The organism is Heyndrickxia sp. FSL W8-0496 (assembly GCF_038007825.1).
Lineage (GTDB): Bacteria > Bacillota > Bacilli > Bacillales > Bacillaceae_C > Heyndrickxia > Heyndrickxia oleronia.
This window is the reverse complement of the sequence record NZ_JBBOXX010000001.1, coordinates 3,086,462-3,112,006: the sequence shown is the minus strand read 5'-3', so window position 1 is coordinate 3,112,006 and position 25,545 is coordinate 3,086,462. Positions and strand designations below refer to the sequence as shown.

The window sequence follows — 25,545 nt, the reverse complement described above, 5'->3', positions numbered from 1 at the left end:
TTCTATTTTGTTTGTTCTAAAATGGAAAAACTTATTGAATTGGAAATACTATTAAAATTTCAGGAAGATATGTCTTTTTATTAAAAAGGAGTATGCTTTGAATAGGAGAGGATAGATAAATGAAGAAATATGCACTTATAACTGGTGCAAGTGGGGGAATTGGTTCGGAAACAGCTCACACAATGGCTAAAGAAGGCTGGAACTTATACTTACATTATAACCACAATAAAGTGGCGATGGAGAGACTATTAGCCGAGCTTTCAATATATAATCTAGAACTGATTCCGATTCAAGCAGATCTATCTACTGACTCAGGGATTGATAAGCTATTGAATAATATTTTTCATATTGATGCGATTTGTTATGTAAGTGGAATATCCCATTACGGGCTTTTTGTGGATACTGATGACCAAATCATTGAAAAAATGTGGAAAATACATGTACATGCACCAATGGTTATTATAAAAAAATTATTACCAAAATTAATGAAAAATGAACAATCCTATGTTGTTCTTGTTAGTTCAATATGGGGACAAACGGGTGCTTCATGTGAGGTAATCTATTCAACTGCTAAAGGAGCTCAAATCTCTTTTGTAAAAGCACTAAGTAAAGAGGTTGCACAAAGTGGTGTAAGAATTAATGCAGTAGCACCGGGTGCTGTTAATACACAAATGATGGGGATATTTTCAGAAGATGAAAAAATAGCACTGGAAGAGGAAATTCCAATGGGAAGACTTGCGAATCCATGTGAAATTGCTGAAACTATCCAATTCCTTCTTTCAGAAAAGGCCTCATATATTACTGGTCAGGTTTTGGCAGTAAATGGGGGCTGGTATACATAATAATAAATGAATAAAACCTCCGTTCTCAGAACAAAATAACATCGTACTTAATTTAAGGAGGTTGAAAGTATGTCAGTGTTAGAAAGCTGGGATCAATGGAAAGACTTTCTTGGTGATCGGTTAAATCAAGCGAAGCAACAAGGAATGTCTCAGGAAACAATTAACCAACTAGCTGAACAGGTTGGAGATTACCTAGCACAACAGGTAGATCCTAAAAATGAACAGCAACGAGTACTTTCTGATTTATGGTCCGTTGCATCACAAGAAGAACAACAAGCCATTGCAAATGTTATGGTTAAGCTTGTCCAAAATAATGGAACACATTAATTGCTGTAAACGCTGAGGGGAAAACACCCCTCTTTTTTTACATCCAAAAATGTCTAAAATTGTATAAAGAACTGTAAAAATCCTCTTATATAGTAAAAATAAACGATTTTTTATCGAAACATGGCTAGTTTTTCCTTTCATCTTATAGAGAAATCATTTATTATAGAAGCTAACGGATATAGAATAATGTCGTGGTGGGGAGTTTATGAATCGTAAAGAATGGTATTTAGAATATGAAATTCAAATAAACCGCCCAGGTCTTTTAGGGGATATTTCTTCATTACTTGGTATGCTATCAATTAATATTATTAGCATTAATGGTGTTGATGATGGTAGAAGGGGCCTGCTTTTATTAGTAAAAAGTGAAGAACAAATTGCAAGATTAGAATCTATCTTAGCTACAATGGAAACCATTAAAGTAACGAAAATTCGCGAACCAAAATTAAGAGATAAACTTGCGGTTCGGCATGGTCGATATATACAAAGAGATGCCGACGATAAAAAAACCTTTCGATTTATCAGGGATGAATTAGGTTTGCTTGTCGATTTTATGGCAGAGTTATTTAAGCAAGAAGGACATAAGTTGATTGGTATTCGGGGAATGCCACGTGTAGGGAAAACAGAATCAGTAGTTGCTGCAAGTGTTTGTGCAAGTAAAAAATGGTTATTTGTTTCATCTACATTGTTAAAACAAACGATACGAAATCAATTAATTAAAGATGAATATAGTTCAAATAATATATTTATATTGGATGGAATAGTTTCCACACAGAGAGCTGATGAACGTCACTGGCAGCTTGTCCGGGAAATTATGCGTTTACCTGCAGTTAAGGTAATCGAACATCCTGATATATTTGTTCAGAACTCAGAATACTCATTAGAGGATTTTGACTATATTATAGAACTGCGTGACAATCCGGAACAAGAAATTACATATGAAGTAATACAGAAAAATAACTTTTTTAGTGATTCGGGTTTTGGTGGATTTGATTATTAGATTGGCAGGTGTTCAGGTGTGACAGAATTAGGAAGTCGCTTGAAAGAAGCAAGACAAGCGAAAGGACTTAGTTTAGATGATTTACAGGAAATCACCAAAATACAAAAACGCTATTTAAAAGGGATCGAAGAAGGAAATTATGATATGATGCCTGGAAAGTTTTATGTTCGGGCATTTATTAAACAATATGCAGAGGCAGTTGGATTAGAAACTGAACAGATTTTTGAAGAATATAAACGGGAAGTACCTGATGTTTACAATGAAGACTTACCAGAGCAAATTTCTCGTGTACAATCAAGAAAAACAGTTGCACCTAGTACTTCAAAAATGTTAGACATTTTTCCAAAAATACTTGTTGCTGTTTTTATTATTGCTGCAATTGCTCTTGTTTATTATTTAGTTACTAATTTCGCTGGTTCTGGTTCAAAGGATAAGCTGGGTAACTCAAAGGATACACCAATAGAAACACAGCCAGTGAAAGAAAAAAATAAACCGGTAGCACAGGATAAAGAAGATAAAACGAAAGATAATACTACTCAAGATAAAAATGATAACAATCAAAATGATGCAAACAAAAAAGATGAAGAAGATAAAAAAGCAGAAACTCCTGCCCAGGAAGTAAAAGTGATATCTGCTAGTGGGAGAAATTCTACTTATCAATTAGTGAATAGTGAAAAATTTGAAGTGAAATTAGTTTCAACTGGTCGTACATGGGTAAACATGAAGAATGGCCAAGGTCATTCATTCTTCCAAGGAACATTAGAAGAAGGAAAGAGTCAAGCTGTTGATTTTTCAAATGAAACTGAAGCATATCTAGTTATTGGTAATGCTACCCAAACTGAAATTTACATAAATGATCAAAAGCTAGAGTTTGCCGTTCCACCTAGTGAAAGTACCAGTCAAAATATAACAATTCAATTTGAAAAAACTAAAACTGAATAGTCATCGATTGATGGCTATTTTTCTGGAGGAAAGATTCGTGAATTTACCAAATAAAATTACTGTATTACGAGTTTGTTTAATACCAATATTTGTGATTATTATGGTAGCACCGTTTGATTGGGGTACTATAAACTTATTAAGTGCTGAGATGCCTGTTACCCACTTTGTGGCTGCATTAATCTTTATTGTAGCTTCTGCGACTGATTGGGTTGATGGACATTATGCTAGGAAACTGAATTTAGTAACGAATTTAGGGAAGTTTTTAGATCCTTTAGCAGATAAATTACTAGTTTCTGCAGCATTTATTATATTAGTTGAACTTGGATTTGCTCCATCTTGGATGATCATAGTGATCATTAGTCGTGAATTTGCAGTAACTGGTTTACGAGCGATTCTAGCAGCAAGTGAAGGAGAAGTAGTAGCTGCTGCTATGCTTGGAAAAATTAAAACATGGACACAAATTGTTGCCATCGCATTATTGTTGTTACATAATTTTCCTTTTGGAGAAGGTGGATTTCCCCTTGGAATGATTGCATTATGGGTTGCATTATTTTTTACTGTTTGGTCCGGATGGGATTATTTCTATAAAAATCGCCACATTTTTGTCAATTCAAAATAAGTATCAGTGGAGGTGATTGATATGAATGCTGAAATTATCGCTGTTGGTTCAGAGCTATTATTAGGTCAAATTGTTAATACCAATGCAAAGTTTATTTCGAAAGGCTTGGCCGAAATCGGTGTAAATGTATTCCATCATACCGTTGTAGGGGATAACCCTGAACGGTTAAAGAAAAGTATTGAAATCGCTGAACAACGAGCAGACTTAATTATTTTTACTGGTGGCCTTGGACCGACAAAAGATGATTTAACAAAGGAAACGATTGCTAAGCATCTGAATACGAAGCTTGTTCAAGACGATGAGGCTATGGATTCAATTGAAGCCTACTTTCAACGAACAAAAAGAGTGATGACAGAAAATAATAAAAAACAAGCACTGATTTTGGAAGGTGCCAAAGTATTGCCAAATGATTATGGTATGGCACCTGGGATGCTGTTACAGCAAGAAGAGCAATATTATATGCTACTTCCTGGACCTCCACATGAAATGGAACCGATGTTTACTCATTATGGTATTCTTGCGATCCAAGAAAAGATGGGAACGATTGAAAAAATCGAATCTAGAGTTTTAAGGTTTTTTGGTATTGGTGAAGCTGAGCTGGAAACTAGAGTTGAAAGTATTTTGGAACGCCAATCTAATCCAACTATTGCCCCTCTTGCAGCAAATGGTGAGGTAACGCTAAGAATTACGGCAAAACACACATCAATTGAAGAGGCGAAAAAATTAATCGATAAAACTGAGGAAGAAATTCTTCATCTTGTCGGCGATTATTTTTATGGTTATGATGAGACAACCATCATGGCTGAAGTAATTAAGCAATTGGAAAAGGAAAAACTAACGATAGCATGTGCAGAAAGTTTAACTGCTGGTTTGTTTCAATCGGAAATGGCGTCCCATTCTGGAGTCAGTTCAATTTTCAAAGGTGGAATTGTCTGTTACTCGAATGAAGCAAAAGTGAAGCTTGTTCAGGTACAAGAGAATACGATTGAACAATATGGTGCAGTAAGCCGAGAGACGGCTATTGAGCTAGCAGAAAATATTCTCCAATTACTAGATTCTGATATTGGAATTAGTTTTACAGGAGTTGCTGGGCCTGATAAGCTGGAAAATAAGCCGGCCGGTACGGTATGGATTGGAATTGCAAGAAAAAATAAACCAACTAAGACCTATTTACTAGACCTCGCAAGCAGTAGAAATGGAAATCGAGTTCGAACGGTCAAATATGGTTGTTATTATCTATTAAAAGAATTAGTATGAAGCAGAACGGTATGATTGTACCGTTCTTTTTGCTCTTTCTACCAGAGAATTGCAGAATACGAAAAATCAATTTTTAACTTTGATAGGTACTTATTTTTACATATATTTTGGTTAAAAAAAGTAATTCTAATGAAAATAACCTAAAAAAAAGACGAATAAATGTTCGTCATTTTACTTGGCAAACTATGAAAAAACGGTTATAGTAAAGATAGATTTATTAAGCAAATTTCTTTGAAATTTCTAATCATAAAGGAGGAAATTTAGTGAATGATCGTCAAGCAGCCTTAGATATGGCGTTAAAACAAATAGAAAAACAGTTTGGTAAAGGTTCAGTAATGAAACTTGGGGAACAAACTGATAGAAGAATTTCAACTGTTCCTAGTGGATCATTGGCCCTTGATGTAGCGTTAGGTGTTGGCGGATACCCAAGAGGACGTGTAATAGAAATCTATGGTCCAGAAAGCTCAGGTAAAACAACTGTTGCCCTACATGCTATTGCAGAGGTACAAGCTAAGGGTGGGCAAGCAGCGTTTATCGATGCTGAGCATGCACTAGATCCTGTATATGCCCAAAAATTAGGTGTTAATATTGATGAACTACTGTTATCTCAGCCAGATACTGGGGAGCAAGCGTTAGAAATTGCGGAAGCTCTTGTTCGTAGTGGAGCAATTGATATTATCGTTATCGATTCTGTTGCAGCACTTGTACCTAAAGCGGAAATTGAAGGTGAAATGGGTGACTCCCATGTCGGATTACAAGCACGCTTAATGTCACAGGCATTGCGTAAATTATCTGGTGCAATCAACAAGTCAAAAACAATCGCGATCTTCATTAACCAAATAAGGGAAAAAGTAGGGGTTATGTTCGGGAATCCTGAAACGACTCCTGGCGGCCGTGCACTTAAGTTTTATTCATCTGTACGTCTTGAGGTTCGTCGTGCAGAACAGTTGAAACAAGGAAATGATATTGTTGGAAATAAAACAAAAGTAAAAGTAGTAAAAAATAAAGTGGCACCACCTTTCCGCGTTGCAGAAGTAGATATTATGTATGGTGAAGGAATTTCTAAAGAAGGCGAAATCATTGATATGGCTTCTGAATTAGATATCGTTCAAAAAAGTGGATCATGGTATTCTTATAATGATGAACGTTTAGGTCAAGGTCGGGAAAATGCGAAGCTATTCCTTAAGGAAAATCCTGAATTGCGCAATGAGGTTATGATGAAAATACGCGATCATTATGGATTAGATGATCAAAAAACTGCCCCTGCTGAGGAAGAGCAAGAGGAATTTGATATTTAAATCATTGTTCTCTCCTAAAAAAGTGTTCTCATAAAAGTGAAATTTTTCTAGCTGACTATCTAGATTTAAAAATCTAAATAAGAATGAAAAGTAAATTTATAGAACGAAAAATATATAGCAAAGTCACTTCATTTATTGATGGCTTTGCTTTTTCTATTGTTTAGGATGACTAGTTTCATTGAATTAATATAGTAGGTTTAGTGGCCCAATAATAGATTGACAAGAAATAATACATACTATCAAAACAAATATAATGTTTCTTTCCTTCCTTTATAAAAAAATGATCAGTTTAAATAAAGCACAAACAGTTGGACAACTTTACATAAAATGTTAATCACGTTGGATAAGTCCTTGACAATAAAATGACACAACTATAAAATTAATATGTATAATTTTATTTTTTTAAAATTTGATTTTTAAGCCCTAGCGCTGTATATTGAAACCTATGTAACAATGTAGCAGCCGACATGTTTGAGACATGATAAAAGTTCATAGCAAGGGGAGGTGAAATAATGGAATTATTAAGTGTAATCATCTCCATTTTGCTTGGCCTCGTCGGTGTAGTTGTTGGCTATCTTTTACGCAAATCCATAGCTGAAGCAAAAATAACAGGAGCAAAAAATGCAGCAGAGCAAATTTTAGAAGATGCAACTCGTGATGCTGAAAACTTGAAAAAAGAAGCCCTGTTAGAAGCGAAGGATGAAAATCATAAGCTTCGTACTGATATTGAACGTGAACTTCGTGAACGAAGAAATGAATTGCAAAAACAAGAAAATCGATTATTGCAAAAGGAGGAGAACCTCGATCGTAAGGATGAATCACTTGACAAGCGTGAAGCAACACTTGAAAAGAAAGAGGACTCTCTAAATTTCAGACAACAACATATTGAAGAGATGGAAAGCAAAGTGGATGAGATGGTACAGAAACAGAAGTCTGAATTAGAACGTATCTCTAGCCTTACCCGCGATGAAGCAAAAGCAATTATTATTCAAAAAGTTGAAAATGAGCTTTCACATGATTTAGGAATGATGATTAAAGAAAGCGAAAATCGTGCGAAAGAAGAAGCGGATAAAAAGGCGAAAAATATTCTTTCTCTTGCCATTCAGCGTTGTGCTGCAGAACATGTTGCTGAAACAACAGTTTCTGTAGTAAACTTACCGAATGATGAAATGAAAGGGCGAATTATCGGTCGTGAAGGACGGAATATTCGAACATTAGAAACGTTGACTGGAATCGACCTTATCATAGATGATACGCCAGAGGCGGTAATCCTTTCAGGTTTTGATCCGATTCGTAGAGAAACGGCTCGTATTGCATTAGAGAAGCTAGTTCAAGACGGACGCATCCATCCAGCACGAATTGAAGAAATGGTGGATAAAGCAAGAAGAGAAGTAGACGAACATATTCGTGAAATTGGTGAACAAACTACCTTTGAAGTGGATGTACATGGACTTCATCCAGATTTAATTAAGATATTAGGTCGAATGAAATTCCGTACTAGCTATGGTCAAAATGTCCTTAAGCATTCAATTGAAGTTGCTCATCTCTCAGGGCTTCTGGCAGCCGAGCTAGGAGAAGACGCAAGATTAGCTCGTCGTGCAGGATTGCTTCATGATATTGGAAAAGCTGTCGATCATGAAGTAGAGGGAAGCCATGTAGAAATTGGTGTTGAATTAGCGACGAAATATAAGGAACATCCTGTTGTTATTAACAGTATTGCTTCTCACCATGGTGATACTGAGCCAACATCCATTATTTCTGTATTAGTTGCAGCAGCAGACGCGTTATCAGCTGCTAGACCTGGTGCACGAAGTGAAACACTAGAGAATTATATTCGAAGACTTGAAAAGCTTGAGGAAATCTCAGAATCCTATGAAGGTGTAGATAAATCATTTGCGATTCAAGCTGGTAGAGAAGTAAGGATCATGGTGAAACCAGAACAAATTAATGATCTTGAAGCACATCGCTTAGCGCGAGATATTCGTAAGCGAATCGAGGGTGAACTAGATTATCCAGGTCATATAAAAGTAACAGTGATACGTGAAACAAGGGCTGTTGAATATGCAAAATAAAGCGGTGTACTCTACACCGCTTTATTTTTGTTTATGGCTCTTTTCTCAAACATTGTTGCTATTTAAGTAACGTGTTAACTAATAACTATTGGCTGAAGATCACTACACCTTTTATATCACTGAGAAAAGTGCTGCAAACTCCATAAGATTCACTGAATCTTTTATTGTGTGTAAAAGCCGCAGCTGGTCTTTTACAAAAGCAATAAACTTACGAAAATATCCTTGTTTTTAGGCTAAGGGAATTTTAGGGCTTTGTTATAAATACAGATGTACTGCTATAATGTAAATGTAAACAACATAAATGATTGAGTTGTACTAATAAATTGTACATCAACAGCTAGAAAGGGAAAAAATTATGAAGATTTTATTTGTTGGGGATGTTGTAGGTTCCCCAGGCCGTGAAATGATTACAGAGTACCTACCGAAATTAAAATCAAAATATCGTCCAGAGTTAACTATTGTGAATGGTGAAAATGCTGCCGGTGGAAGAGGAATTACAGAGAAAATATATAAGCAATTTCTTAATGATGGAGCAAATGCTGTGACATTAGGGAATCATTCATGGGACAACAAGGATGTATTTGAATTTATTGATGAAGCTAAATCAATTGTAAGACCTGGAAACTTCCCAAAAGGAACACCAGGTACAGGGATAACTTATGTAAAGTCAGGTGGGGTAGAGGCAGCTGTTATTAGTCTACAAGGAAGAACATTTCTTCCTGCTATCGATTGTCCATTTGAAACTGCAGAAGAGCTAATCAATCAAGCGAAAAATAAAACCAATATTATTTTTGTAGATTTTCACGCAGAGGCTACTAGTGAAAAACAAGCAATGGGCTGGTTTTTGGATGGGAAGGTGACTGCAGTCATTGGAACACATACCCATGTTCAAACAGCAGACAATCGTATTTTACCGAATGGAACAGCATATTTAACTGATGTTGGAATGACTGGTCCATATGATGGAATATTAGGAATGGAGCGGGGAGCTGTAATTAAAAGATTTTTAACTAGTCTTCCTGTTAGGTTTGAGGTACCGAAAGATGGAAGAAAGCAATTGAGTGCATGTCTAATAGATGTGGATAACAAGACTGGAAAAGCCAGAAAAATAGATACTTTGCTTATAAATGATGACCATTTATTTATAGCTGAATAAAAAATAATCAAAATTATAGAAAAGAGACAAAAAGAAAATAAAAATCCTCCTTTTTTTCGAACAAGCCGGAATACAAACGAATTTTAGTGAATATAGTAGCAATGGAATGATTATACCAGGATTGTTCACTTTCGAATGGACATTCGGTATTGGGAAAATACAAGGAGGAGAAGAAATGGAAATATTAAAAGTTTCAGCAAAGTCTAATCCTAATTCTGTAGCTGGTGCACTTGCCGGTGTTCTTCGTGAGAGAGGTGGAGCAGAGATTCAAGCTATCGGTGCGGGGGCATTGAACCAAGCGGTGAAGGCGGTAGCGATTGCCAGAGGATTTGTCGCACCTAGTGGTGTTGATTTAATTTGTATCCCAGCTTTCACTGATATTCTAATCGAGGGAGAAGAACGGACGGCAATCAAGCTAATTGTGGAGCCAAGATAATCGCATAAACTTTTATTTTGAGGGCTTAGGTAACTAGGCCCTTTTATTTTGTAATTTTTTAAGTCGACTAATGGTCCCGGTCATTAATCCAAATTAGCAGGATGCGTATAAAGCTTCTTTTTTTGACCTTTTTTCGACAATATGACAGCAGTATTGTGTTCAAATAGAAAAGGCTTTATACTAGAATAATGTGCATATAAATAATTATAATGGAAATGAAATGCAAGAATCTCATTAAATTATAGAATTTATTAATAAGAGAAAGGGGATCTCCATGAACGAAAAGCAACGCTTAGAGGGACAACAAATCAAAACAGCTACTCCTACGGACAAAAAATCCGAAAAGGATTATAGCAAATACTTTCAATCCGTATACATCCCACCGAATTTAAAAGAGGCAAAAAGACGTGGGAAAGAAGAAGTAAAATATGAAAAAGACTTTCACATTTCTGAAGAATTTAAAGGAATGGGCAACGGCAAAAAGTTCTATATTCGTACTTATGGTTGCCAAATGAATGAGCATGATACAGAAGTTATGGCAGGTATATTTATGCAGCTAGGGTATGAGCCGACTGATTCTGTCGATGATGCTAATGTTATTCTACTTAATACTTGTGCTATTCGTGAAAATGCTGAAAATAAAGTATTTGGTGAAATCGGTCATTTGAAACCGTTAAAGCTTGAAAAGCCTGATCTTTTAGTGGGTGTATGTGGATGTATGTCTCAGGAAGAATCAGTAGTAAATAAGATTCTTGAAAAGCACCATCATGTAGACATGATTTTTGGTACCCACAATATCCATCGTTTACCACAAATTTTAAAAGAAGCTTATATGTCTAAGGCAATGGTTGTTGAAGTTTGGTCCAAGGAAGGCGATGTCATCGAAAATCTTCCTAAAGTTCGAAAGGGCCAAATTAAAGCATGGGTTAATATTATGTACGGCTGTGATAAATTCTGTACATACTGTATTGTCCCTTATACTCGTGGGAAAGAACGTAGTCGACGACCAGAGGATATCATTCAAGAAGTACGTCATTTAGCTGCACAGGGGTATAAAGAGATTACACTCTTGGGACAAAATGTTAATGCGTACGGAAAAGATTTTGAGGATATCAATTATGGTCTTGGTGATTTAATGGATGAACTTCATAAAATCGACATTCCAAGAATCCGTTTTACAACGAGTCATCCACGTGATTTTGATGACCGTTTAATAGAAGTGTTAGCGAAAAAAGGGAACTTAGTTGAGCATATTCATTTACCAGTTCAATCTGGATCAAGTGCGATGCTAAAAATAATGGCTCGAAAATATACAAGAGAACGTTATTTAGAACTTGTTGGAAAAATTAAAAAGGCGATCCCAGATGTGGCATTATCAACAGATATTATTGTTGGATTTCCTAATGAAACAGAAGAACAATTTGAAGAAACGATGTCATTGTATCGTGAAGTTGGATTTGAAATGGCCTATACATTCATTTATTCACCAAGAGAAGGAACACCTGCTGCCAAAATGAAGGATAATGTTCCAATGGAAGTTAAAAAGGAACGACTTCAACGACTAAATGCATTAGTTAACGAAATGTCTCGTGCAGCATTAGAAAAGTATAAAGGTCAAGTAGTTGAGGTACTAGTTGAAGGTGAAAGTAAAAATAATCCTGATGTTTTAGCTGGATATACACGAAAGAATAAATTGGTTAACTTTATTGGACCAAAATCAGCTATTGGAAAACTAGTAAATGTAAAAATCACAGATGCTAAAACTTGGTCTTTAAATGGGGAAATGATTGAAGAATTAGAAGTGGTAGAGGTGAAATAAATGAAACGATATACAAAAGATGAAATTGTTGAACGTGCAAAAGAAATTGCAAAAATGATTAGTGAAACAGAAGAGGTAGACTTTTTCAAGCGAGCTGAAGCTCAAATTAACGAAAACCAAAAGGTTCGTGAAATGATTGCAAGTATTAAAAGCTTACAAAAACAAGCAGTAAACTTCCAACACTATGGAAAGTCAGAAGCTCTAAAAATGGTAGAAGCCAAGCTTGAAAAGATTGAAAATGAATTAGATGAAATCCCAATTGTTCAAGAATTTAAACAATCACAAGAGGATGTAAACGACTTATTACAAATCGTTGCCGCAACAATATCAAATACAGTAACTGACGAAATAATCACCTCAACTGGAGGAGACTTATTATCCGGAGAAACTGGGTCAAAAATAAAAAATAGTACGCCAGGAAGCTGCGATTAAAAAAGGGGTCAGACCCCATACAATCATTCCGTATAGAGATAGCTTTTTCTATACTAATGTTTGTGTGGTGGGGTCAGACCCCCTTTTTTACGTTATAATATTTGAAAATTATAAAAGGTCTTCGAGGTTTAATCTGTCTTATTTTGTCAATCCCTTTATTTTTTGCTATTTATGCGCCTAGAACATAAACAAGGCATTTACATATAATGAAATAACCTATAAACAGTATTAGTAATGAATCTACTTTACATCTTCTCACCTAGTTGTATATCGAAAACTATGCAACTATGATTCACCAGAACAACTGAAAATATTCGCACCATAGATGAATGCCATGCATAGGATGAAATGAAAATAAATGAGGAGGTTTCGCTCGAATGGCAGAATACAGAGAAATAATAACAAAAGCAGTCGTAGCGAAAGGACGTAAATTTACACAGTCCAATCATACGATATGCCCACCGCATCATCCATCGAGCATATTAGGTTGCTGGATTATAAATCATAAGTATGAAGCGAAGAAGACAGATAAAAAGGTTGAAGTATTCGGTTCATACGATATAAATGTCTGGTATTCCCACAGTGATAATACAAAAACATCCGTTGTCACAGAAAAAGTGGATTATCGCGATATTGTGAAGCTAAATTATCGTGACCCTGATTTTCTTGATGATAGGGAAGTTGTAGCAAGAGCCATACAGCAACCTAATTGTATCGAAGCAGTTATTTCCCCAAATGGGAATAAAGTGATAGTTAATGTTGAAAGAGAATTCCTTGTTGAGGTTATTGGAGAAACAAAGGTTTGTGTTGCTATTCATCCTGATGGCTGTGATTGTGATGATGAATGGGAAGACGAATTAGATGAAGAATTTGAAGAATTAAATCCGGACTTTTTAGTTGGAGCCGAAGAGGAGTAGGTTTATAGACCTTATCTGGGATTTGAAAAGTAGGCTAGGAGAATTTCTCCTAGTTTTTTCTTTGTTCCAGAAAATATAGTAGTCAGTTCCTCTGAACATTTTACTTTCGTTACCTACAAAAATTAGAATAATATGTTGGTCAGACGGCTAAAGTACAGGACAATTGCATCGTTTTTATGTATCTAAGTATGATTTTCCAACATACTTCCATGCTGAAATTTGTGAGATTATGTTATAATATGAGAATCAAATAGATAGATGCACGGAAAGGGTTTTGTCGATAATGAGTCAATATACGCCGATGATTCAACAATATTTACAAGTAAAGGCAGATTATCAGGATGCCTTTTTATTTTTTCGATTAGGTGATTTCTATGAAATGTTTTTCGATGATGCGGTTAAGGCATCCCAAGAGTTAGAAATTACACTAACAAGTCGTGATGGTGGAAGTAGTGAACGTATTCCTATGTGTGGAGTACCATATCACGCAGCTAGCAATTATATTGATGTTTTAATAGAAAAGGGCTTTAAAGTAGCAATTTGTGAGCAGGTGGAAGATCCCAAGAAAACAAAAGGGATGGTAAAACGAGAAGTAGTTCAATTGATAACACCTGGAACGAAAATGGATGGAAAAGGGTTAGTTGAAAAGGAGAACAACTATATTGCTTCTATTTCTGATTTCGAAGGTTCATTCGGTATTGCCTATACCGATCTATCCACTGGTGAAAATCATGTATCCCTTATAACTAGTAGCTTTGATATAGTACTTAATGAAATGGCGACTATTGGGGCAAAAGAGATTGTTGTATATTCACAGTTCAAAGACAACTATCAAAAGCAATTAATTGAACGGATCCAGGCAACGATTTCGATCGAGGATGATCTAACTGAAAAAATGGATTATCAAAATCTACTTTCAGACATTTCAAATCAAGAAATGAGAATATCGGTTATTCGTTTACTTAATTATTTATTCCGTACTCAGAAAAGAAGCTTAGATCATCTTCAGCCTGTATCTGAAGTTGAGATTAATCAATTTATGAAAATCGATTATTTCTCAAAACGTAACTTAGAAATTACAGAAACGATTCGGTCTAAGGGGAAAAAAGGTTCATTACTTTGGTTATTAGATGAAACGATGACAGCGATGGGCGGTAGATTGTTAAAGCAATGGTTAGATCGACCATTAATTGATCAAAAGGAAATTGAACGAAGACAGCAATTGGTCGAAACATTGATTGAACGCTTTTTTGAGCGCCAAGATTTAAGAGAGAAATTAAAAGAAGTGTACGACTTAGAAAGATTAGCAGGTCGAGTGGCTTTTGGAAATGTGAATGCACGTGATTTAATTCAATTGAAATATTCCTTGCAACAGATTCCTATCATTCGTCAAATTCTTGCTCAAATGAATATTGAAAATGGCAAGATTGTTGAGAGCTTGGATCCTTGTGAAGAATTAACGGATCTTTTAGAAAGGGCGATTATTGATAATCCTCCACTATCCATTAAAGAAGGTGGAATCATACAGGATGGTTATCATCAAGAGCTCGACCAATATCGTGATGCAAGCAGAAACGGTAAAAATTGGTTAGCTGCACTGGAACAAGAGGAAAGAGTGAAGACAGGTATTAAATCCTTAAAAATTGGCTATAATCGTGTATTTGGGTACTATATAGAGGTAACCAAGTCTAATTTACACCTATTAGAAGATGGCCGCTATGAAAGAAAACAAACATTAGCCAATGCAGAACGTTTTATTACTCCGGAATTGAAGGAAAAAGAAACGTTAATTTTACAAGCAGAGGAAAAAAGTGTAGAACTTGAATATGATTTATTTGTGCAAGTTCGGGAGTTTGTCAAAGAGTTTATTCCACGACTACAAAATGTAGCCAAAGCAGTAAGTGAAATTGATTGTCTTCAATGTTTTGCTACAATTAGTGAAGCGCGACACTATGTAAAGCCTAAATTTAACCATGAAAGAAAGATCGTTATCAAAGAAGGACGCCATCCAGTTGTTGAAAAAGTCATGAATGCACAGGAATATGTTCCAAATGATTGTTTAATGGATTCAGATCGTGAATTATTATTAATTACCGGTCCAAATATGTCAGGTAAAAGTACATATATGAGACAAATTGCTTTGACTTCCATTCTTGCACAAATCGGATGCTATGTACCAGCAAGTGAAGCCACCTTACCAATATTTGATCAAGTCTTCACGCGAATTGGGGCAGCAGATGATTTGATTTCGGGACAAAGTACATTTATGGTTGAAATGTTAGAGGCTAAAAATGCAATTACTAATGCAACAAAGGACAGTCTTATTTTATTCGATGAAATTGGTCGTGGAACATCTACCTATGATGGGATGGCACTTGCTCAGGCAATCATTGAATATATTCATTCCCGTATTGGTGCAAAAACATTATTCTCCACTCATTACCATGAATTAACGATTTTGGATGAATCTCTAAATCAGTTGAAGAATGTTCATGTAAGTGCAATAGAACAAAATGGGAATGTAGTCTTTTTACACAAGATAAAAGAAGGGCCAGCTGATAAAAGTTATGGTATTCATGTCGCTCAATTAGCGGAATTACCAGCTGAATTAATTAAGCGTGCAAATGAAATTTTAATTCAATTAGAGAATCAAGATTCTCAGGAAACATCCACCCTGATTAAGCAAAAAAATCAATCTTCAGAGCAATTGTCCTTTTTCGAGGTGCCAGAGGCTAAGCCAAAACAAGATGTATCCTCAAAAGAGAAAAAAATTGTTGAAGAGTTAAAAAATATAAATCTATTAGAAATGAATCCATTACAAGCAATGAATACTCTTTATGAGTTGCAAAAAAAATTAAAGGGTTAGGAGGTGCTCCCTTTGGGGAAAATCATTCAATTAGATGATGTCCTATCCAATAAAATCGCTGCAGGAGAAGTGGTAGAAAGACCGGCATCTGTTGTTAAGGAGCTTGTTGAAAATGCCATTGATGCAAAGAGTTCAGTCATTGAAATAGAAATAGAAGAGGCTGGATTAAGTAAAATTCGAATTATCGATAATGGTTCAGGGATTGATGAGGAAGACGTTCCTCTCGCTTTTGAGCGTCATGCAACAAGTAAAATAAAAGATGAAAATGATCTTTTTCGAATCAAGACTTTAGGCTTTAGAGGAGAAGCACTTCCTAGTATTGCTTCTGTTTCTCATTTGGAAATGGTGACGGCTACAGACAATCATCCAGGTTCAAAGATTGTCATTGACGGTGGAAGAGTAACAACACGAGAAAAAGCACCAAGTCGCCGTGGAACAGATATTACCATTTCGGATTTATTCTATAATACTCCTGCTCGCTTAAAATATATGAAAACCATTCATACTGAGCTAGGTAATATTACAGATGTGGTCAATCGTTTGGCATTAGCACATCCGGAGGTCTCTATTAGGCTTCGTCATAATGAACGAATGTTGCTACAAACGAACGGGAACGGAGATGTGCGTCAAGTACTTGCTGCAATATATGGGGTAAATATTGCAAGGAATATGATTCCCATCAAAGCTAGTTCATTAGATTTTCAATTAGAAGGCTATATTTCTATGCCTGAAATTACAAGAGCTTCAAGAAACTATATATCTACAATGATTAATGGGCGCTTTATCAAAAATTACTCACTTGTAAAGGCTATTCAAGAAGGATATCATACATTACTGCCAATAGGACGCTTTCCCATAGTGCTACTCTCAATTCAGATGGATCCGATTTTAGTAGACGTGAACGTTCATCCAGCTAAGCTTGAAGTCAGACTTAGTAAAGAACAGGAATTAAATCAACTAGTATCTGAAACGATAAAGGCAGCCTTTAAGAAAAAGGAGCTGATTCCTAGTGGATTTGCTCCTGTAAAAAAACAAAAGATACAAGCTGAACAAACGATCATGCAGTTGGATCATTTACCAGAGAGAATAGTGAATCGGCCTGAAACGGTTAAATCAGAACGACCTCCAACCTATCAAACGAATGAATTACCAGTTGATGAAGTGAAACAAATCGTTGAATCAAATAAACCGGAATTTAACAATGAGGAGTCCATTCTTCCCGAAGAACCACTATTACCGGAAGTGATCGAAGAAAAAATTGAGGATTATGATGAGCATTATGAATTTCCAGCCGAACAGGATATTTCACCAGACTCTCCAAGGGTACCACCCCTATACCCTATTGGACAAATGCATGGAACGTATATATTTGCTCAAAATGATAAGGGATTATATATAATTGATCAGCATGCAGCACAGGAGAGAATTAAGTACGAATATTTCCGAGAAAAGGTAGGTCGAGTGGAAAAGGAACTTCAGGATTTGCTTGTTCCTCTTACATTCGAATATTCAACAGATGAAACGATAAAAATTCAAGAGAACCTTCATGAACTTGAGAAAGTTGGAGTTTTCTTAGAACCGTTTGGACATAATAGTTTCATTATTCGTTCCCATCCTGTTTGGTTTCCAAAAGGAGATGAGCAGGAGATTATTGAGGATATGATTGAACAGCTTTTGTCAATGAAAAAGGTTGATATTAAAAAGCTTCGGGAAGAAGCAGCGATTATGATGAGCTGTAAAGGCTCGATTAAAGCCAACCATCATTTGCGAAATGATGAAATTCAGGCTTTACTCGATTCTTTAAGAGTTTCGTCTGATCCGTTTACCTGTCCTCATGGTCGACCAATCATTATTCATTATTCCGTTTATGAAATGGAAAAAATGTTTAAACGAGTCATGTAATTTCTAGCAAGGTCAAACCATTGATATATATAGGTTTGACCTTGCTATTTTATATGATTTGACCACAAAATGACCACATTTATTGTTCAACGTTAGTTTTCCTTCATTAAATGATTTGTAAAAATTTTCTTCTGTTTTAAAGATAACTTAATGGGTATACTTCGTGGAGATGGAAAAGTGCCCCTTATTAAGGTGTGTCGTAGCGCAAAAAATAAAGTGAAACATACTAAACATTTTGTTCTATTTATTATCAAGAACCAGTAGCTTTAACCAATCCAATAATTATGAGAAGTAATCCAAATAAAATGATCCCACTTCCAAATGAAAATATAAGATCAAATACTAAAAACATAGTTCCTAAAGCTTTATTTCTATAGGATTTAGCTTCATAAACAAAATAAAAAATTGCTAAAACAATCAATATAAAACCAAATAAAGATAATAATAACCAAGTCATATATGTATACTCCAAAAATTTAAACATAGCAATAATTTTTTTTAAAAAACAGGTAATGCTCCACATTGGGAGCAAAATAGATTTTTATAGTTTAGCAAGTATCCAATCTTGAATTTCATTTATTAGATCAGCACCCACTTTTAATGTACCTAATACAGTGCCCTGTCCAATGATTTTTAATTCCGGTCCAATTTTTAATCCCTCAAAAGAATAAGTTACAGTATCTATGTGTTTCAGTGGGATTCTTGATGTGTTAATAAGTCCTTCGCTTCTTAAGTATCCATTTTCAATAAGAATTTTGTTTTTGTTCCAGGAAAACTCAGTATCTGTTTTCTTTAAAGAACTTCCGAATAAACCCATATTTAATATCCTCCAGATTGGTCTTGATGTACCTAATAATTTTATAAAACTGGAAAATAGTTGTATAGAGGGAAATAGTGGATAAGCGTCTACTGTATAAAAGGATTGGAAAATAAATGATAAATTTGTTGTATTTTTAACTAACAGTTCAGATTAAGGTTTTCGTTAAAGAAGATTATATTAAATATCCATTCAAAATTAAGGTGTGGGGGATTTACAAGAATAAAAACGTTCAATACAAACTTATAATATAGATAAAATCTTAATTCACTTAGTTAGCATGATAATTAATAAGAAAATAGCGATTTATTTTAAAAAACAATTATTTCCTTTGCACTACTTGTTTTCATTGTTATTAATCATCACTGGTGTAATTTTTTTTACTAAAAGCTTTCCATTTTCCATCCTCATTATTTCCAAAATATTTCCTGCGCCCGATATAAAGTTAATAGTCATATTGTTATCCTTGTATTTTGTTATTGGTAATTCAATTTTTACCTTTATTTGAGGTCTATCCTCTAAAAAAATACATCATAAGTAACAGCATCATAGCCTTTTCTTACTTCTTTTGCTATTAATGAATATTTTATTGTGCCTTCTAATTTCTGGGCTAATTTCATTTGTTGATAATACATCTCACGAAACTCTTTATAACTTATAACTTTTGTCTCAATTGTCCACTGTTTATCATGGTCGAACGAATACTTCTTCATTTGGGCAATTATACTTGGTAAATATATCAAAATGATGAGAATAATAAAACCTAGTACGATCGAAACAGTCCTTTTCACAATCTTACTCTCCTTTCCTTTTTTTATAAAAGGTACCTTCATTACTAAAAATATTCTTAAAATTTATACAATCATATTAACATAGTATTCTTAATAATCTTCAGATAAATTGCCCTAATATATCAAAACCTTTGGATAAGATGAGCCTATCTTAGTTGGTTTGATCAAGTACGGTAAAATATTAAGCAAAAACAGCGAAAAAAAGAGATATTTTTTCTTTGGTGAAGGAGATTTGTTGAAGAAGGAAATTATCCTATGTTTGTCGAAAAAGTCATACTAAATAAGATGTTTTATTATTCTTAAAGTTAATTTTAACGCTAGTTTAATTTCTTTTTTCGGAGGGGGATTGTTGCAGACTTTTTTTCGATATAACTGGATGGTAAGAGAAGACTGGTATCGTTGGTGTGAAGAGTTAAGTGAAGAAGAGCTTTTGCAAAAACGTACAGGTGGTATGGGAAGTATATTTCATACACTTTTCCATATTGTTGATGTCGAGTGGAGCTGGATACGTCTATTACAAGGTAAAACTGATTTTCAGGAAAGTTTCGATAACTTTAATAGCTTGAGCAAGGTTCGAAATTTGGACGCAGAATTTCATGTAGAAGTGGAGAACTTTGTGAACAATTGGGATGCTAGTATGGAAAAACCATTTATTTTACGATACCATGCCAGATGGAAGAACTGTAACGGATACTTGGGGTGAAATTATGAGACATACGATTGCTCATGAAATTCACCATATAGGACAACTATCCATTTGGGCGAGAGAATTGGGAAGAAAGCCTGTTTCTGCAAACCTTATTTGACGGGGTCTCTCCTCTCATTCAAAAAAGTAGTTTGATATTGGATGGGTTTCAGCATTGTACTCTTGTGATTAATAGCTGGGGTTTTGGTTGATCGTTTTTACCGAAAGACTGTGATGGTAGTAATAGATATGGGACGTGGCATAGATGTTTTTATTTGCTAAATGGACGTTACAGGAGTACTCAGAATTGGCTTGCTAATGTTCCTGCTGGTGCTCTTTGGTGTCATGTCCCTTATTAATGATGCTACCTCCCAGTACTTTGGCCACAATTAGCCCCCTCGTCCTTTATTAACACGTGCATATGCACGGCTAGAATAAGCAAGCAAAGGCACTATCATTTGAAACTTTTCGGAAGTTAAATCGTATAAAAGAAGAGGATAAGCAAGCAATGCAAATAAAAAAGATTTTAGAGAACGAGGTATTGTGGTATGGAGAATAAAAAATGTCTTAAATGTGGTGGTACGGAATTCGCGGAAGGCACAGATTATATGCCCATTAAACCGAACAAAATGTCTATGAGTGGTGGAAATAAAATTTACACCTTTTGTTTAAAGTGTGGGGAAGTTGATTCAATCCGTATTGAAAATACAACTATTTTCGGAACAAAATAGATGTAATTCAAAACGGATTTGTTGACAATGGTTAGTGCAAACTTTAAAAATGGCTGGCTATTATGGAGAGTCAATGAGAATGAATGCTCATGAAACTGCATATGAAACGAGCCATGTAATTTTAGACAAGGATAAACTCTTTATTTAATAGGATTTATCCTTGTTTTTTACCAATAATAAGCTGTATTCATTGTTCTAAATTAAGGCAGTGCTCTAAAACGAGAATAAAGGGTAAATGGAAAAGTATTTCTACTTTGTCTGAAAACCAAATAAAAATTATTATATTCCATAGATTCATTTAATACAGTCTTTGAAGTTGGGGCAGGATGACCAAAGGAAAGTGACATTGGCATTTGTTTTCAAAATGAAATTGCTTAGTTTTTACTAGCAGATGAAATGTAATAAATAAATTCCATATTAGCTTTCTCATAAGCACCACCTCATTAAGGAATGTCAAATTAAAAATTACTTTCATACTTACGAGGATTTCTTCATTTAAGCTAAGCCTTGTTTTTTAAAAGGAAAAACAAAGCTTTAATAGAAAGAGAACCAGAATTTCATATCTGATTCTCTTTAAATAGTCCTGGAAGAAAAAATATGGGATAGACAAGTAAAAATAAATTAGGAATCCACCAAGATGGATCAAAGTCACTTCTTAGTACCCAAAAGGATATTGCTTGTAGACCAGAACATGATGTTAAAACTAACGATACAATAGCCATTTTACTCCATGCTGACTTTCCTTTTTTATATAAGTATAGACTTGTGAATCCAGTAATTGAAATTAGGATATCTAAAGGAAAAAATGACCAGTTCCAAGCTGAAAGTATAGGATTTTTGTAATCCTTAAAAAGATATTCATCAGGAATAATATGTAAAAAAGTTATGGTCCAATATAATATAAAACCTATATCAGTCACCCAAAAAAAATATCGTAATAATTTCATCTTTCTACTCCTTCGTATACGTAACTGATATATACGATTAGAGATTAGAAAAGGTTTCAAGTTAGTTCTATAAAAAAAGGGGAATACATAATTTGAAATTTCTTCATTCATCATTTTATATTTTCTCGATCTAAAGCAAAAGGAGGTTGTTCCATCCAATGATTCTTCATCATAATCTTAGATCCCTCACTTACGAACCGACCAATATTTGTTAATGATTTAACATACATTAGTGCAATATCACTTCTCCCATTTACGGCCAAGGAGTTTCCCATAGTCCTAATCTTCATTGAAAACATATCCACCTTGTGGAATAACATGAGTTTATCGGAAAATGGGGGGAATTCTGACTTGGTAATTAGATCATCAAGTAATGATGGAGAGGGTAAATTTTCATCATGTAGCTTCTGTATATAATGTTCCACATTTTTTTCCGTCATTCTTTTCCCTTTAATAAATAAATCTCGAATATTTTTATTCCTGGCAACTTGCGAAAATGCTGTAATTAGAGCCTTACTTGTTACATTATTTTCGATATTATCATAAAGATGGGTTATTTCTAGCGCATGTAAAGAGCGGACATCACCGATATATCCGTTTAAGAAGTGCTCAGAAGCAAATGTTGCTTTATCAGGTGTTGGAATAGTTGGAGGCTTTTTAATTAGACCTTTATTCATTAAGATGGAATTTATTTGTTCCATCAATTGCATGGTTTTGTCCATACTATCTTGAAAAAATGATTTCACATCTTCTCTATACATTAATGGGATTGCAATCATGTAAATACTTAACCCTGCTTTAGCAACATACTTTAAATAATGCACATAGAATGGATCTTCAAATAATCTTGGAGCACCTAAATTTACATCATCACTTGAAAATCCAACAGGGAGTGGAAAGCCTTCTTTTTGAAAAATTTCTGTGATTTTTGCTAGAAACTCTTTAGATAAGTTTAATGCATTGTTTAACAAATTTTCGACATCTTTATCTTCAACATTTTTTAGGTAATAGGATAATATCTGTATAGACATGCTATTTCCCATATACGTCGCCCAAAGTTTCCCCATTTCTGCAGAAGTTAATTTTTCGTTTTTTAGTTCTTTATTAGTATTTATCTGAATTGGCTTAATCGTTTCCATAAAAAAGAGGTCCCCTTATATTGTTTATTGTATAGTTTGAGCTATTGAAAGAAATGTATTCAAGGAAAAACATCAAATGAGATTACTCATTTATATTAGAATTCAAAAAGGTACTATGGAACGTTAAATAGGATATAAACAAGCACTCGTTATTTGAGTGCTTGTTTATTCTGTGATTGATAATATGTTATACAAGGTTTTTCAAGAAACGATTGAAAACAGTATATGATTATGGCAAAAGACATTGATGCAATAAGATGATGTACTCGAGTGAATTTAACGTATTTTATGAATTTTATTTTTTCTAAAAAGTTTAATATAGGGTATGCATAAATTAAATTTTGAATGAAATTGGTCACAATAAATAACCAAAATTTCCCGAAAGTTAATCTAAAAATCCACAATGTACCTACAGCAAAAGGACCTAAAATAACACTTAATATGTTATAAATTCTAGTTTTTGAATCACCTTTGACCTTCCAAGATTTAAAATGGGTTCCTATAAAAACTGTGGTCATGACTAATAATGCTGACATTGTAGAAGCTGGAAGGTATCTTTTAACTGTTTTTTTTGGAATGAAAAAAATCGTTAACCATGACAAAAGGAATCCAAACCGAACCAGGGAAACAATCATACTAAACTTACTCTCCTTTCCTGTTTAAATTTAGGTTTAACTGTCGCAAAGGATATATACAAAGTGGAATATGTTTACTATTGGCATAAAAACCAACTTATAAAAAGCTAGTGCATATAATTTCATGATAAAGACTAGCCCACCGTTTTTTTATTTATTCAATTAATTGCTCATTGAATAAGCCTTTGCAATATTGCAATTCAATGCATCTACTAATAAAAAGGAGGTGGATTATGAGCTTTATAAATGAAATCACTCCATATGCTCAACGTATTCAAAATGATTATGGTATTTTAGCATCATTGATCATAGCTCAAGCCATTCTTGAATCAAACTGGGGACGAAGTACGTTAGCAGTAAAAGGTAAGAATATCTTTGGGATAAAGGGTGAATACAAAGGGCAATCAATCATACTAGAAACCACTGAGTATGTGAATGGTAAGCCTGTAAAAGTTGATAAAGCATTTAGAAAATATCCTACATGGTTTGAATCTATGGTCGATTTAGCGAACTTATATAATACTGGTGACAGTCGTGGTCGGTATAAGAAAATAATTGGAGAAACGGATTATAAAAAGGCTGCTCAAGAAGTCAAAAATAGCGGCTATGCCACAGATCCTAATTATGCAAATAAAATTATCGAGATTATTGAATCAAATGAATTGACCAAATATGATTCCACAGAACTTAGTTCTATTCGTGTTGATTCAAAAAATTTAAATAAGGAGGTGCCGATAGTGACTGTTCGAGATATTAACAAAGTAAGCACATGGGCAGAAAAAGATTGGAAAGAAGCAACCTCCAATGGCTATTACGATGGCACACGTCCTGGTGCAAACTTGACACGGGAAGAAAGTGCAATTGTTGTCAATCGATTGAGAAACAACTTTTTAAAATTAATAGCCGAAGACAAAGAAGATATACAACGCCTCGAAACAAGGTTGCAAGAGATAGAAAAACAAAACCACCTCGCATAATACTTAAAAAGCCTAAGCAATCTTATGAAAGATTGTTAAGGCTTTTTTTGTAATAAATTTAATGAAATGATGGCATTGTTAAATTACTTGTTATTTGAATGATACATATTATGGAAAAAATTTTGAGTATGAACAAGACAAGTGGTGGTTGGATATGATGAATATAAGATCATCCAAAAAGTTAATCAATAGTTAGTTGGATAAATTGGAGAGAAAATAATGAGAGGAGAAAAGCTATGCTAGAACTCATTATTTATTTATTGCTTGGAACGATCACAATGATGCTTGTAACGAAAAAGACCTTGTGGTTTAGTGTAATTCTCATATTAATATGGCCCTTTTATCTTCTTTATAAGCTAGTAGAATACACAGATGGAATAAAGGAAAGAAATCGAAGAAATAAGGATGAAAATAAGTAATAGTGGAGAATGTTCTTGATAAAATGAAACACACTAATAATATGGAATGATATTAGTTTTGAAAGGATGATTACATGGGAAAATGGAATGAAGAAGCAGCGCCCAATAATAATTTAAATACGGTGGAAATGAAATCTAGAAAACACTCTAATCCAGAACAAAACAACACTCATGAGTTTTCGGAGGAACTGTCTGACGGAGGTGAAAGAAATCAGGCTATCGAACAACTTCAAAAGAGGTATAAATAATAAGGAAGTAGCTAATCTGAAAAATAAATGATCAGTGATTATATGTTTTAAAAATAAGAACAATACCTTATCTTTCATATTACACATCTTTGTAGTACATCACTTTTATTTTAGTGGTGTACTTTTTTATTTAGCAGCCCATTTTTCTAGTTCGACTAACAGGTAGTTTAGCTAAAAAGGATATGCTGTCTAATATATGGTATATTTATTAACAAAATGTATACAGTGGGGGAGATTAAATGGTAAGGTTTAAAAAATAGATAAGAACGAAAAT

24 protein-coding genes and 1 pseudogene are annotated in these 25,545 nt (G+C 34.3%); 20 read left to right on the top strand and 5 right to left on the bottom strand.

Annotated features, from left to right (window positions below; translation table 11 throughout):
• Nucleotides 1-119: 119 nt before the first annotated feature.
• From ymfI to mutL, 15 genes are all read left to right on the top strand, one after another.
• Nucleotides 120-842 carry an elongation factor P 5-aminopentanone reductase gene (ymfI, locus tag NST63_RS15700; protein WP_212941798.1) on the top strand — a complete coding sequence of 241 codons (723 nt, stop codon included), beginning with the start codon at nucleotides 120-122 and terminating at the stop codon, nucleotides 840-842.
• 69 nt (nucleotides 843-911) lie between these two features.
• Nucleotides 912-1,169 (top strand): DUF3243 domain-containing protein, encoded by a 258-nt coding sequence (locus tag NST63_RS15695; protein ID WP_058002717.1) that lies wholly within the window; start codon nucleotides 912-914, stop codon nucleotides 1,167-1,169.
• Between the two features lie 205 nt (nucleotides 1,170-1,374).
• On the top strand, nucleotides 1,375-2,166 hold the full coding sequence (locus tag NST63_RS15690) for a DUF3388 domain-containing protein (RefSeq protein ID WP_078110514.1): 792 nt from the start codon (nucleotides 1,375-1,377) through the stop codon (nucleotides 2,164-2,166).
• 18 nt (nucleotides 2,167-2,184) lie between these two features.
• The gene (locus tag NST63_RS15685; protein WP_078110513.1) at nucleotides 2,185-3,108 is read left to right on the top strand and encodes a helix-turn-helix domain-containing protein; all 924 of its coding nucleotides are present in this window, start codon (nucleotides 2,185-2,187) and stop codon (nucleotides 3,106-3,108) included.
• 37 nt (nucleotides 3,109-3,145) lie between these two features.
• Nucleotides 3,146-3,727: a CDP-diacylglycerol--glycerol-3-phosphate 3-phosphatidyltransferase gene (gene pgsA / locus NST63_RS15680; RefSeq protein ID WP_078110512.1), complete on the top strand. Its 582-nt coding sequence runs from the start codon at nucleotides 3,146-3,148 to the stop codon at nucleotides 3,725-3,727.
• A 21-nt stretch (nucleotides 3,728-3,748) separates the two neighbouring features.
• Nucleotides 3,749-4,984, top strand: a complete 1,236-nt coding sequence (locus tag NST63_RS15675) for a competence/damage-inducible protein A (protein ID WP_341042877.1) — start codon at nucleotides 3,749-3,751, stop codon at nucleotides 4,982-4,984.
• A 263-nt stretch (nucleotides 4,985-5,247) separates the two neighbouring features.
• Nucleotides 5,248-6,282, top strand: a complete 1,035-nt coding sequence (recA, locus tag NST63_RS15670; RefSeq protein WP_078110510.1) for a recombinase RecA — start codon at nucleotides 5,248-5,250, stop codon at nucleotides 6,280-6,282.
• Nucleotides 6,283-6,794: 512 nt separating this feature from the next.
• Nucleotides 6,795-8,354, top strand: a complete 1,560-nt coding sequence (rny, locus tag NST63_RS15665; RefSeq protein ID WP_058002723.1) for a ribonuclease Y — start codon at nucleotides 6,795-6,797, stop codon at nucleotides 8,352-8,354.
• Nucleotides 8,355-8,709: 355 nt separating this feature from the next.
• A complete protein-coding gene (locus tag NST63_RS15660; RefSeq protein ID WP_212941794.1) occupies nucleotides 8,710-9,510 on the top strand; it encodes a TIGR00282 family metallophosphoesterase in 801 nt (266 codons plus the stop codon).
• 175 nt (nucleotides 9,511-9,685) lie between these two features.
• Nucleotides 9,686-9,946, top strand: a complete 261-nt coding sequence (gene spoVS / locus NST63_RS15655; protein ID WP_058002725.1) for a stage V sporulation protein SpoVS — start codon at nucleotides 9,686-9,688, stop codon at nucleotides 9,944-9,946.
• Nucleotides 9,947-10,220: 274 nt separating this feature from the next.
• Nucleotides 10,221-11,765 carry a tRNA (N6-isopentenyl adenosine(37)-C2)-methylthiotransferase MiaB gene (gene miaB, locus NST63_RS15650; RefSeq protein WP_212941791.1) on the top strand — a complete coding sequence of 515 codons (1,545 nt, stop codon included), beginning with the start codon at nucleotides 10,221-10,223 and terminating at the stop codon, nucleotides 11,763-11,765.
• The gene (locus NST63_RS15645) at nucleotides 11,766-12,197 is read left to right on the top strand and encodes a RicAFT regulatory complex protein RicA family protein (protein WP_058002727.1); all 432 of its coding nucleotides are present in this window, start codon (nucleotides 11,766-11,768) and stop codon (nucleotides 12,195-12,197) included.
• Nucleotides 12,198-12,574: 377 nt separating this feature from the next.
• Nucleotides 12,575-13,114: an outer spore coat protein CotE gene (locus NST63_RS15640; protein WP_212941789.1), complete on the top strand. Its 540-nt coding sequence runs from the start codon at nucleotides 12,575-12,577 to the stop codon at nucleotides 13,112-13,114.
• A 283-nt stretch (nucleotides 13,115-13,397) separates the two neighbouring features.
• Nucleotides 13,398-15,980 carry a DNA mismatch repair protein MutS gene (mutS, locus tag NST63_RS15635; protein WP_341042876.1) on the top strand — a complete coding sequence of 861 codons (2,583 nt, stop codon included), beginning with the start codon at nucleotides 13,398-13,400 and terminating at the stop codon, nucleotides 15,978-15,980.
• Nucleotides 15,981-15,992: 12 nt separating this feature from the next.
• A complete protein-coding gene (gene mutL, locus NST63_RS15630; RefSeq protein ID WP_078111021.1) occupies nucleotides 15,993-17,882 on the top strand; it encodes a DNA mismatch repair endonuclease MutL in 1,890 nt (629 codons plus the stop codon).
• Nucleotides 17,883-18,132: 250 nt separating this feature from the next.
• On the opposite strand, the gene NST63_RS15625 is transcribed toward mutL, so the two are convergent.
• The 3 genes from NST63_RS15625 to NST63_RS15615 form a co-directional block, all read right to left on the bottom strand.
• The gene (locus NST63_RS15625; protein WP_341042874.1) at nucleotides 18,133-18,339 is read right to left on the bottom strand and encodes a hypothetical protein; all 207 of its coding nucleotides are present in this window, start codon (nucleotides 18,337-18,339) and stop codon (nucleotides 18,133-18,135) included.
• Between the two features lie 84 nt (nucleotides 18,340-18,423).
• A complete protein-coding gene (locus tag NST63_RS15620) occupies nucleotides 18,424-18,699 on the bottom strand; it encodes a hypothetical protein (RefSeq protein WP_209391785.1) in 276 nt (91 codons plus the stop codon).
• A 518-nt stretch (nucleotides 18,700-19,217) separates the two neighbouring features.
• Entirely contained in the window at nucleotides 19,218-19,490 is a 273-nt protein-coding gene (locus NST63_RS15615; RefSeq protein ID WP_341042871.1) for a hypothetical protein, read from the bottom strand.
• Nucleotides 19,491-19,839: 349 nt separating this feature from the next.
• On the opposite strand from NST63_RS15615, the pseudogene NST63_RS15610 reads away from it, so the two are divergent.
• Nucleotides 19,840-20,296: pseudogene (locus tag NST63_RS15610) on the top strand (DinB family protein).
• A 427-nt stretch (nucleotides 20,297-20,723) separates the two neighbouring features.
• Nucleotides 20,724-20,906, top strand: coding sequence for a hypothetical protein (locus NST63_RS15605; protein ID WP_242598107.1), 183 nt, complete (start codon nucleotides 20,724-20,726; stop codon nucleotides 20,904-20,906).
• 557 nt (nucleotides 20,907-21,463) lie between these two features.
• Here NST63_RS15605 and NST63_RS15600 read toward each other — a convergent pair.
• A complete protein-coding gene (locus NST63_RS15600) occupies nucleotides 21,464-21,853 on the bottom strand; it encodes a YvaD family protein (RefSeq protein ID WP_209391783.1) in 390 nt (129 codons plus the stop codon).
• 110 nt (nucleotides 21,854-21,963) lie between these two features.
• Complete coding sequence (locus tag NST63_RS15595) at nucleotides 21,964-22,992, bottom strand: DUF3231 family protein (protein WP_078111444.1); 1,029 nt, start codon at nucleotides 22,990-22,992, stop codon at nucleotides 21,964-21,966.
• A gap of 868 nt (nucleotides 22,993-23,860) precedes the next feature.
• Between NST63_RS15595 and NST63_RS15590 the strand changes: the two genes are divergently transcribed.
• From NST63_RS15590 to NST63_RS15580, 3 genes are all read left to right on the top strand, one after another.
• Nucleotides 23,861-24,604, top strand: coding sequence for a glycoside hydrolase family 73 protein (locus tag NST63_RS15590; protein WP_341042869.1), 744 nt, complete (start codon nucleotides 23,861-23,863; stop codon nucleotides 24,602-24,604).
• Between the two features lie 236 nt (nucleotides 24,605-24,840).
• A complete protein-coding gene (locus NST63_RS15585; protein ID WP_078110864.1) occupies nucleotides 24,841-25,023 on the top strand; it encodes a hypothetical protein in 183 nt (60 codons plus the stop codon).
• A 74-nt stretch (nucleotides 25,024-25,097) separates the two neighbouring features.
• Entirely contained in the window at nucleotides 25,098-25,271 is a 174-nt protein-coding gene (locus NST63_RS15580; protein WP_169846949.1) for a hypothetical protein, read from the top strand.
• Nucleotides 25,272-25,545: the final 274 nt, after the last annotated feature.

Bases quoted from the DNA above. Each gene is read 5' to 3' on its own strand.
- NST63_RS15645 (WP_058002727.1), top strand. From the start codon at position 11,766: ATGAAACGATATACAAAAGATGAAATTGTTGAACGTGCAAAAGAAATT.
- NST63_RS15600 (WP_209391783.1), bottom strand. From the start codon at position 21,853: ATGAAATTATTACGATATTTTTTTTGGGTGACTGATATAGGTTTTATA.
- NST63_RS15690 (WP_078110514.1), top strand. From the start codon at position 1,375: ATGAATCGTAAAGAATGGTATTTAGAATATGAAATTCAAATAAACCGC.
- NST63_RS15695 (WP_058002717.1), top strand. From the start codon at position 912: ATGTCAGTGTTAGAAAGCTGGGATCAATGGAAAGACTTTCTTGGTGAT.
- spoVS (WP_058002725.1), top strand. From the start codon at position 9,686: ATGGAAATATTAAAAGTTTCAGCAAAGTCTAATCCTAATTCTGTAGCT.
- NST63_RS15640 (WP_212941789.1), top strand. From the start codon at position 12,575: ATGGCAGAATACAGAGAAATAATAACAAAAGCAGTCGTAGCGAAAGGA.
- mutS (WP_341042876.1), top strand. From the start codon at position 13,398: ATGAGTCAATATACGCCGATGATTCAACAATATTTACAAGTAAAGGCA.
- rny (WP_058002723.1), top strand. From the start codon at position 6,795: ATGGAATTATTAAGTGTAATCATCTCCATTTTGCTTGGCCTCGTCGGT.
- NST63_RS15580 (WP_169846949.1), top strand. From the start codon at position 25,098: ATGGGAAAATGGAATGAAGAAGCAGCGCCCAATAATAATTTAAATACG.
- ymfI (WP_212941798.1), top strand. From the start codon at position 120: ATGAAGAAATATGCACTTATAACTGGTGCAAGTGGGGGAATTGGTTCG.
- NST63_RS15585 (WP_078110864.1), top strand. From the start codon at position 24,841: ATGCTAGAACTCATTATTTATTTATTGCTTGGAACGATCACAATGATG.
- miaB (WP_212941791.1), top strand. From the start codon at position 10,221: ATGAACGAAAAGCAACGCTTAGAGGGACAACAAATCAAAACAGCTACT.
- NST63_RS15590 (WP_341042869.1), top strand. From the start codon at position 23,861: ATGAGCTTTATAAATGAAATCACTCCATATGCTCAACGTATTCAAAAT.
- NST63_RS15660 (WP_212941794.1), top strand. From the start codon at position 8,710: ATGAAGATTTTATTTGTTGGGGATGTTGTAGGTTCCCCAGGCCGTGAA.
- NST63_RS15625 (WP_341042874.1), bottom strand. From the start codon at position 18,339: ATGACTTGGTTATTATTATCTTTATTTGGTTTTATATTGATTGTTTTA.
- NST63_RS15605 (WP_242598107.1), top strand. From the start codon at position 20,724: ATGGAGAATAAAAAATGTCTTAAATGTGGTGGTACGGAATTCGCGGAA.
- NST63_RS15675 (WP_341042877.1), top strand. From the start codon at position 3,749: ATGAATGCTGAAATTATCGCTGTTGGTTCAGAGCTATTATTAGGTCAA.
- NST63_RS15595 (WP_078111444.1), bottom strand. From the start codon at position 22,992: ATGGAAACGATTAAGCCAATTCAGATAAATACTAATAAAGAACTAAAA.
- NST63_RS15620 (WP_209391785.1), bottom strand. From the start codon at position 18,699: ATGGGTTTATTCGGAAGTTCTTTAAAGAAAACAGATACTGAGTTTTCC.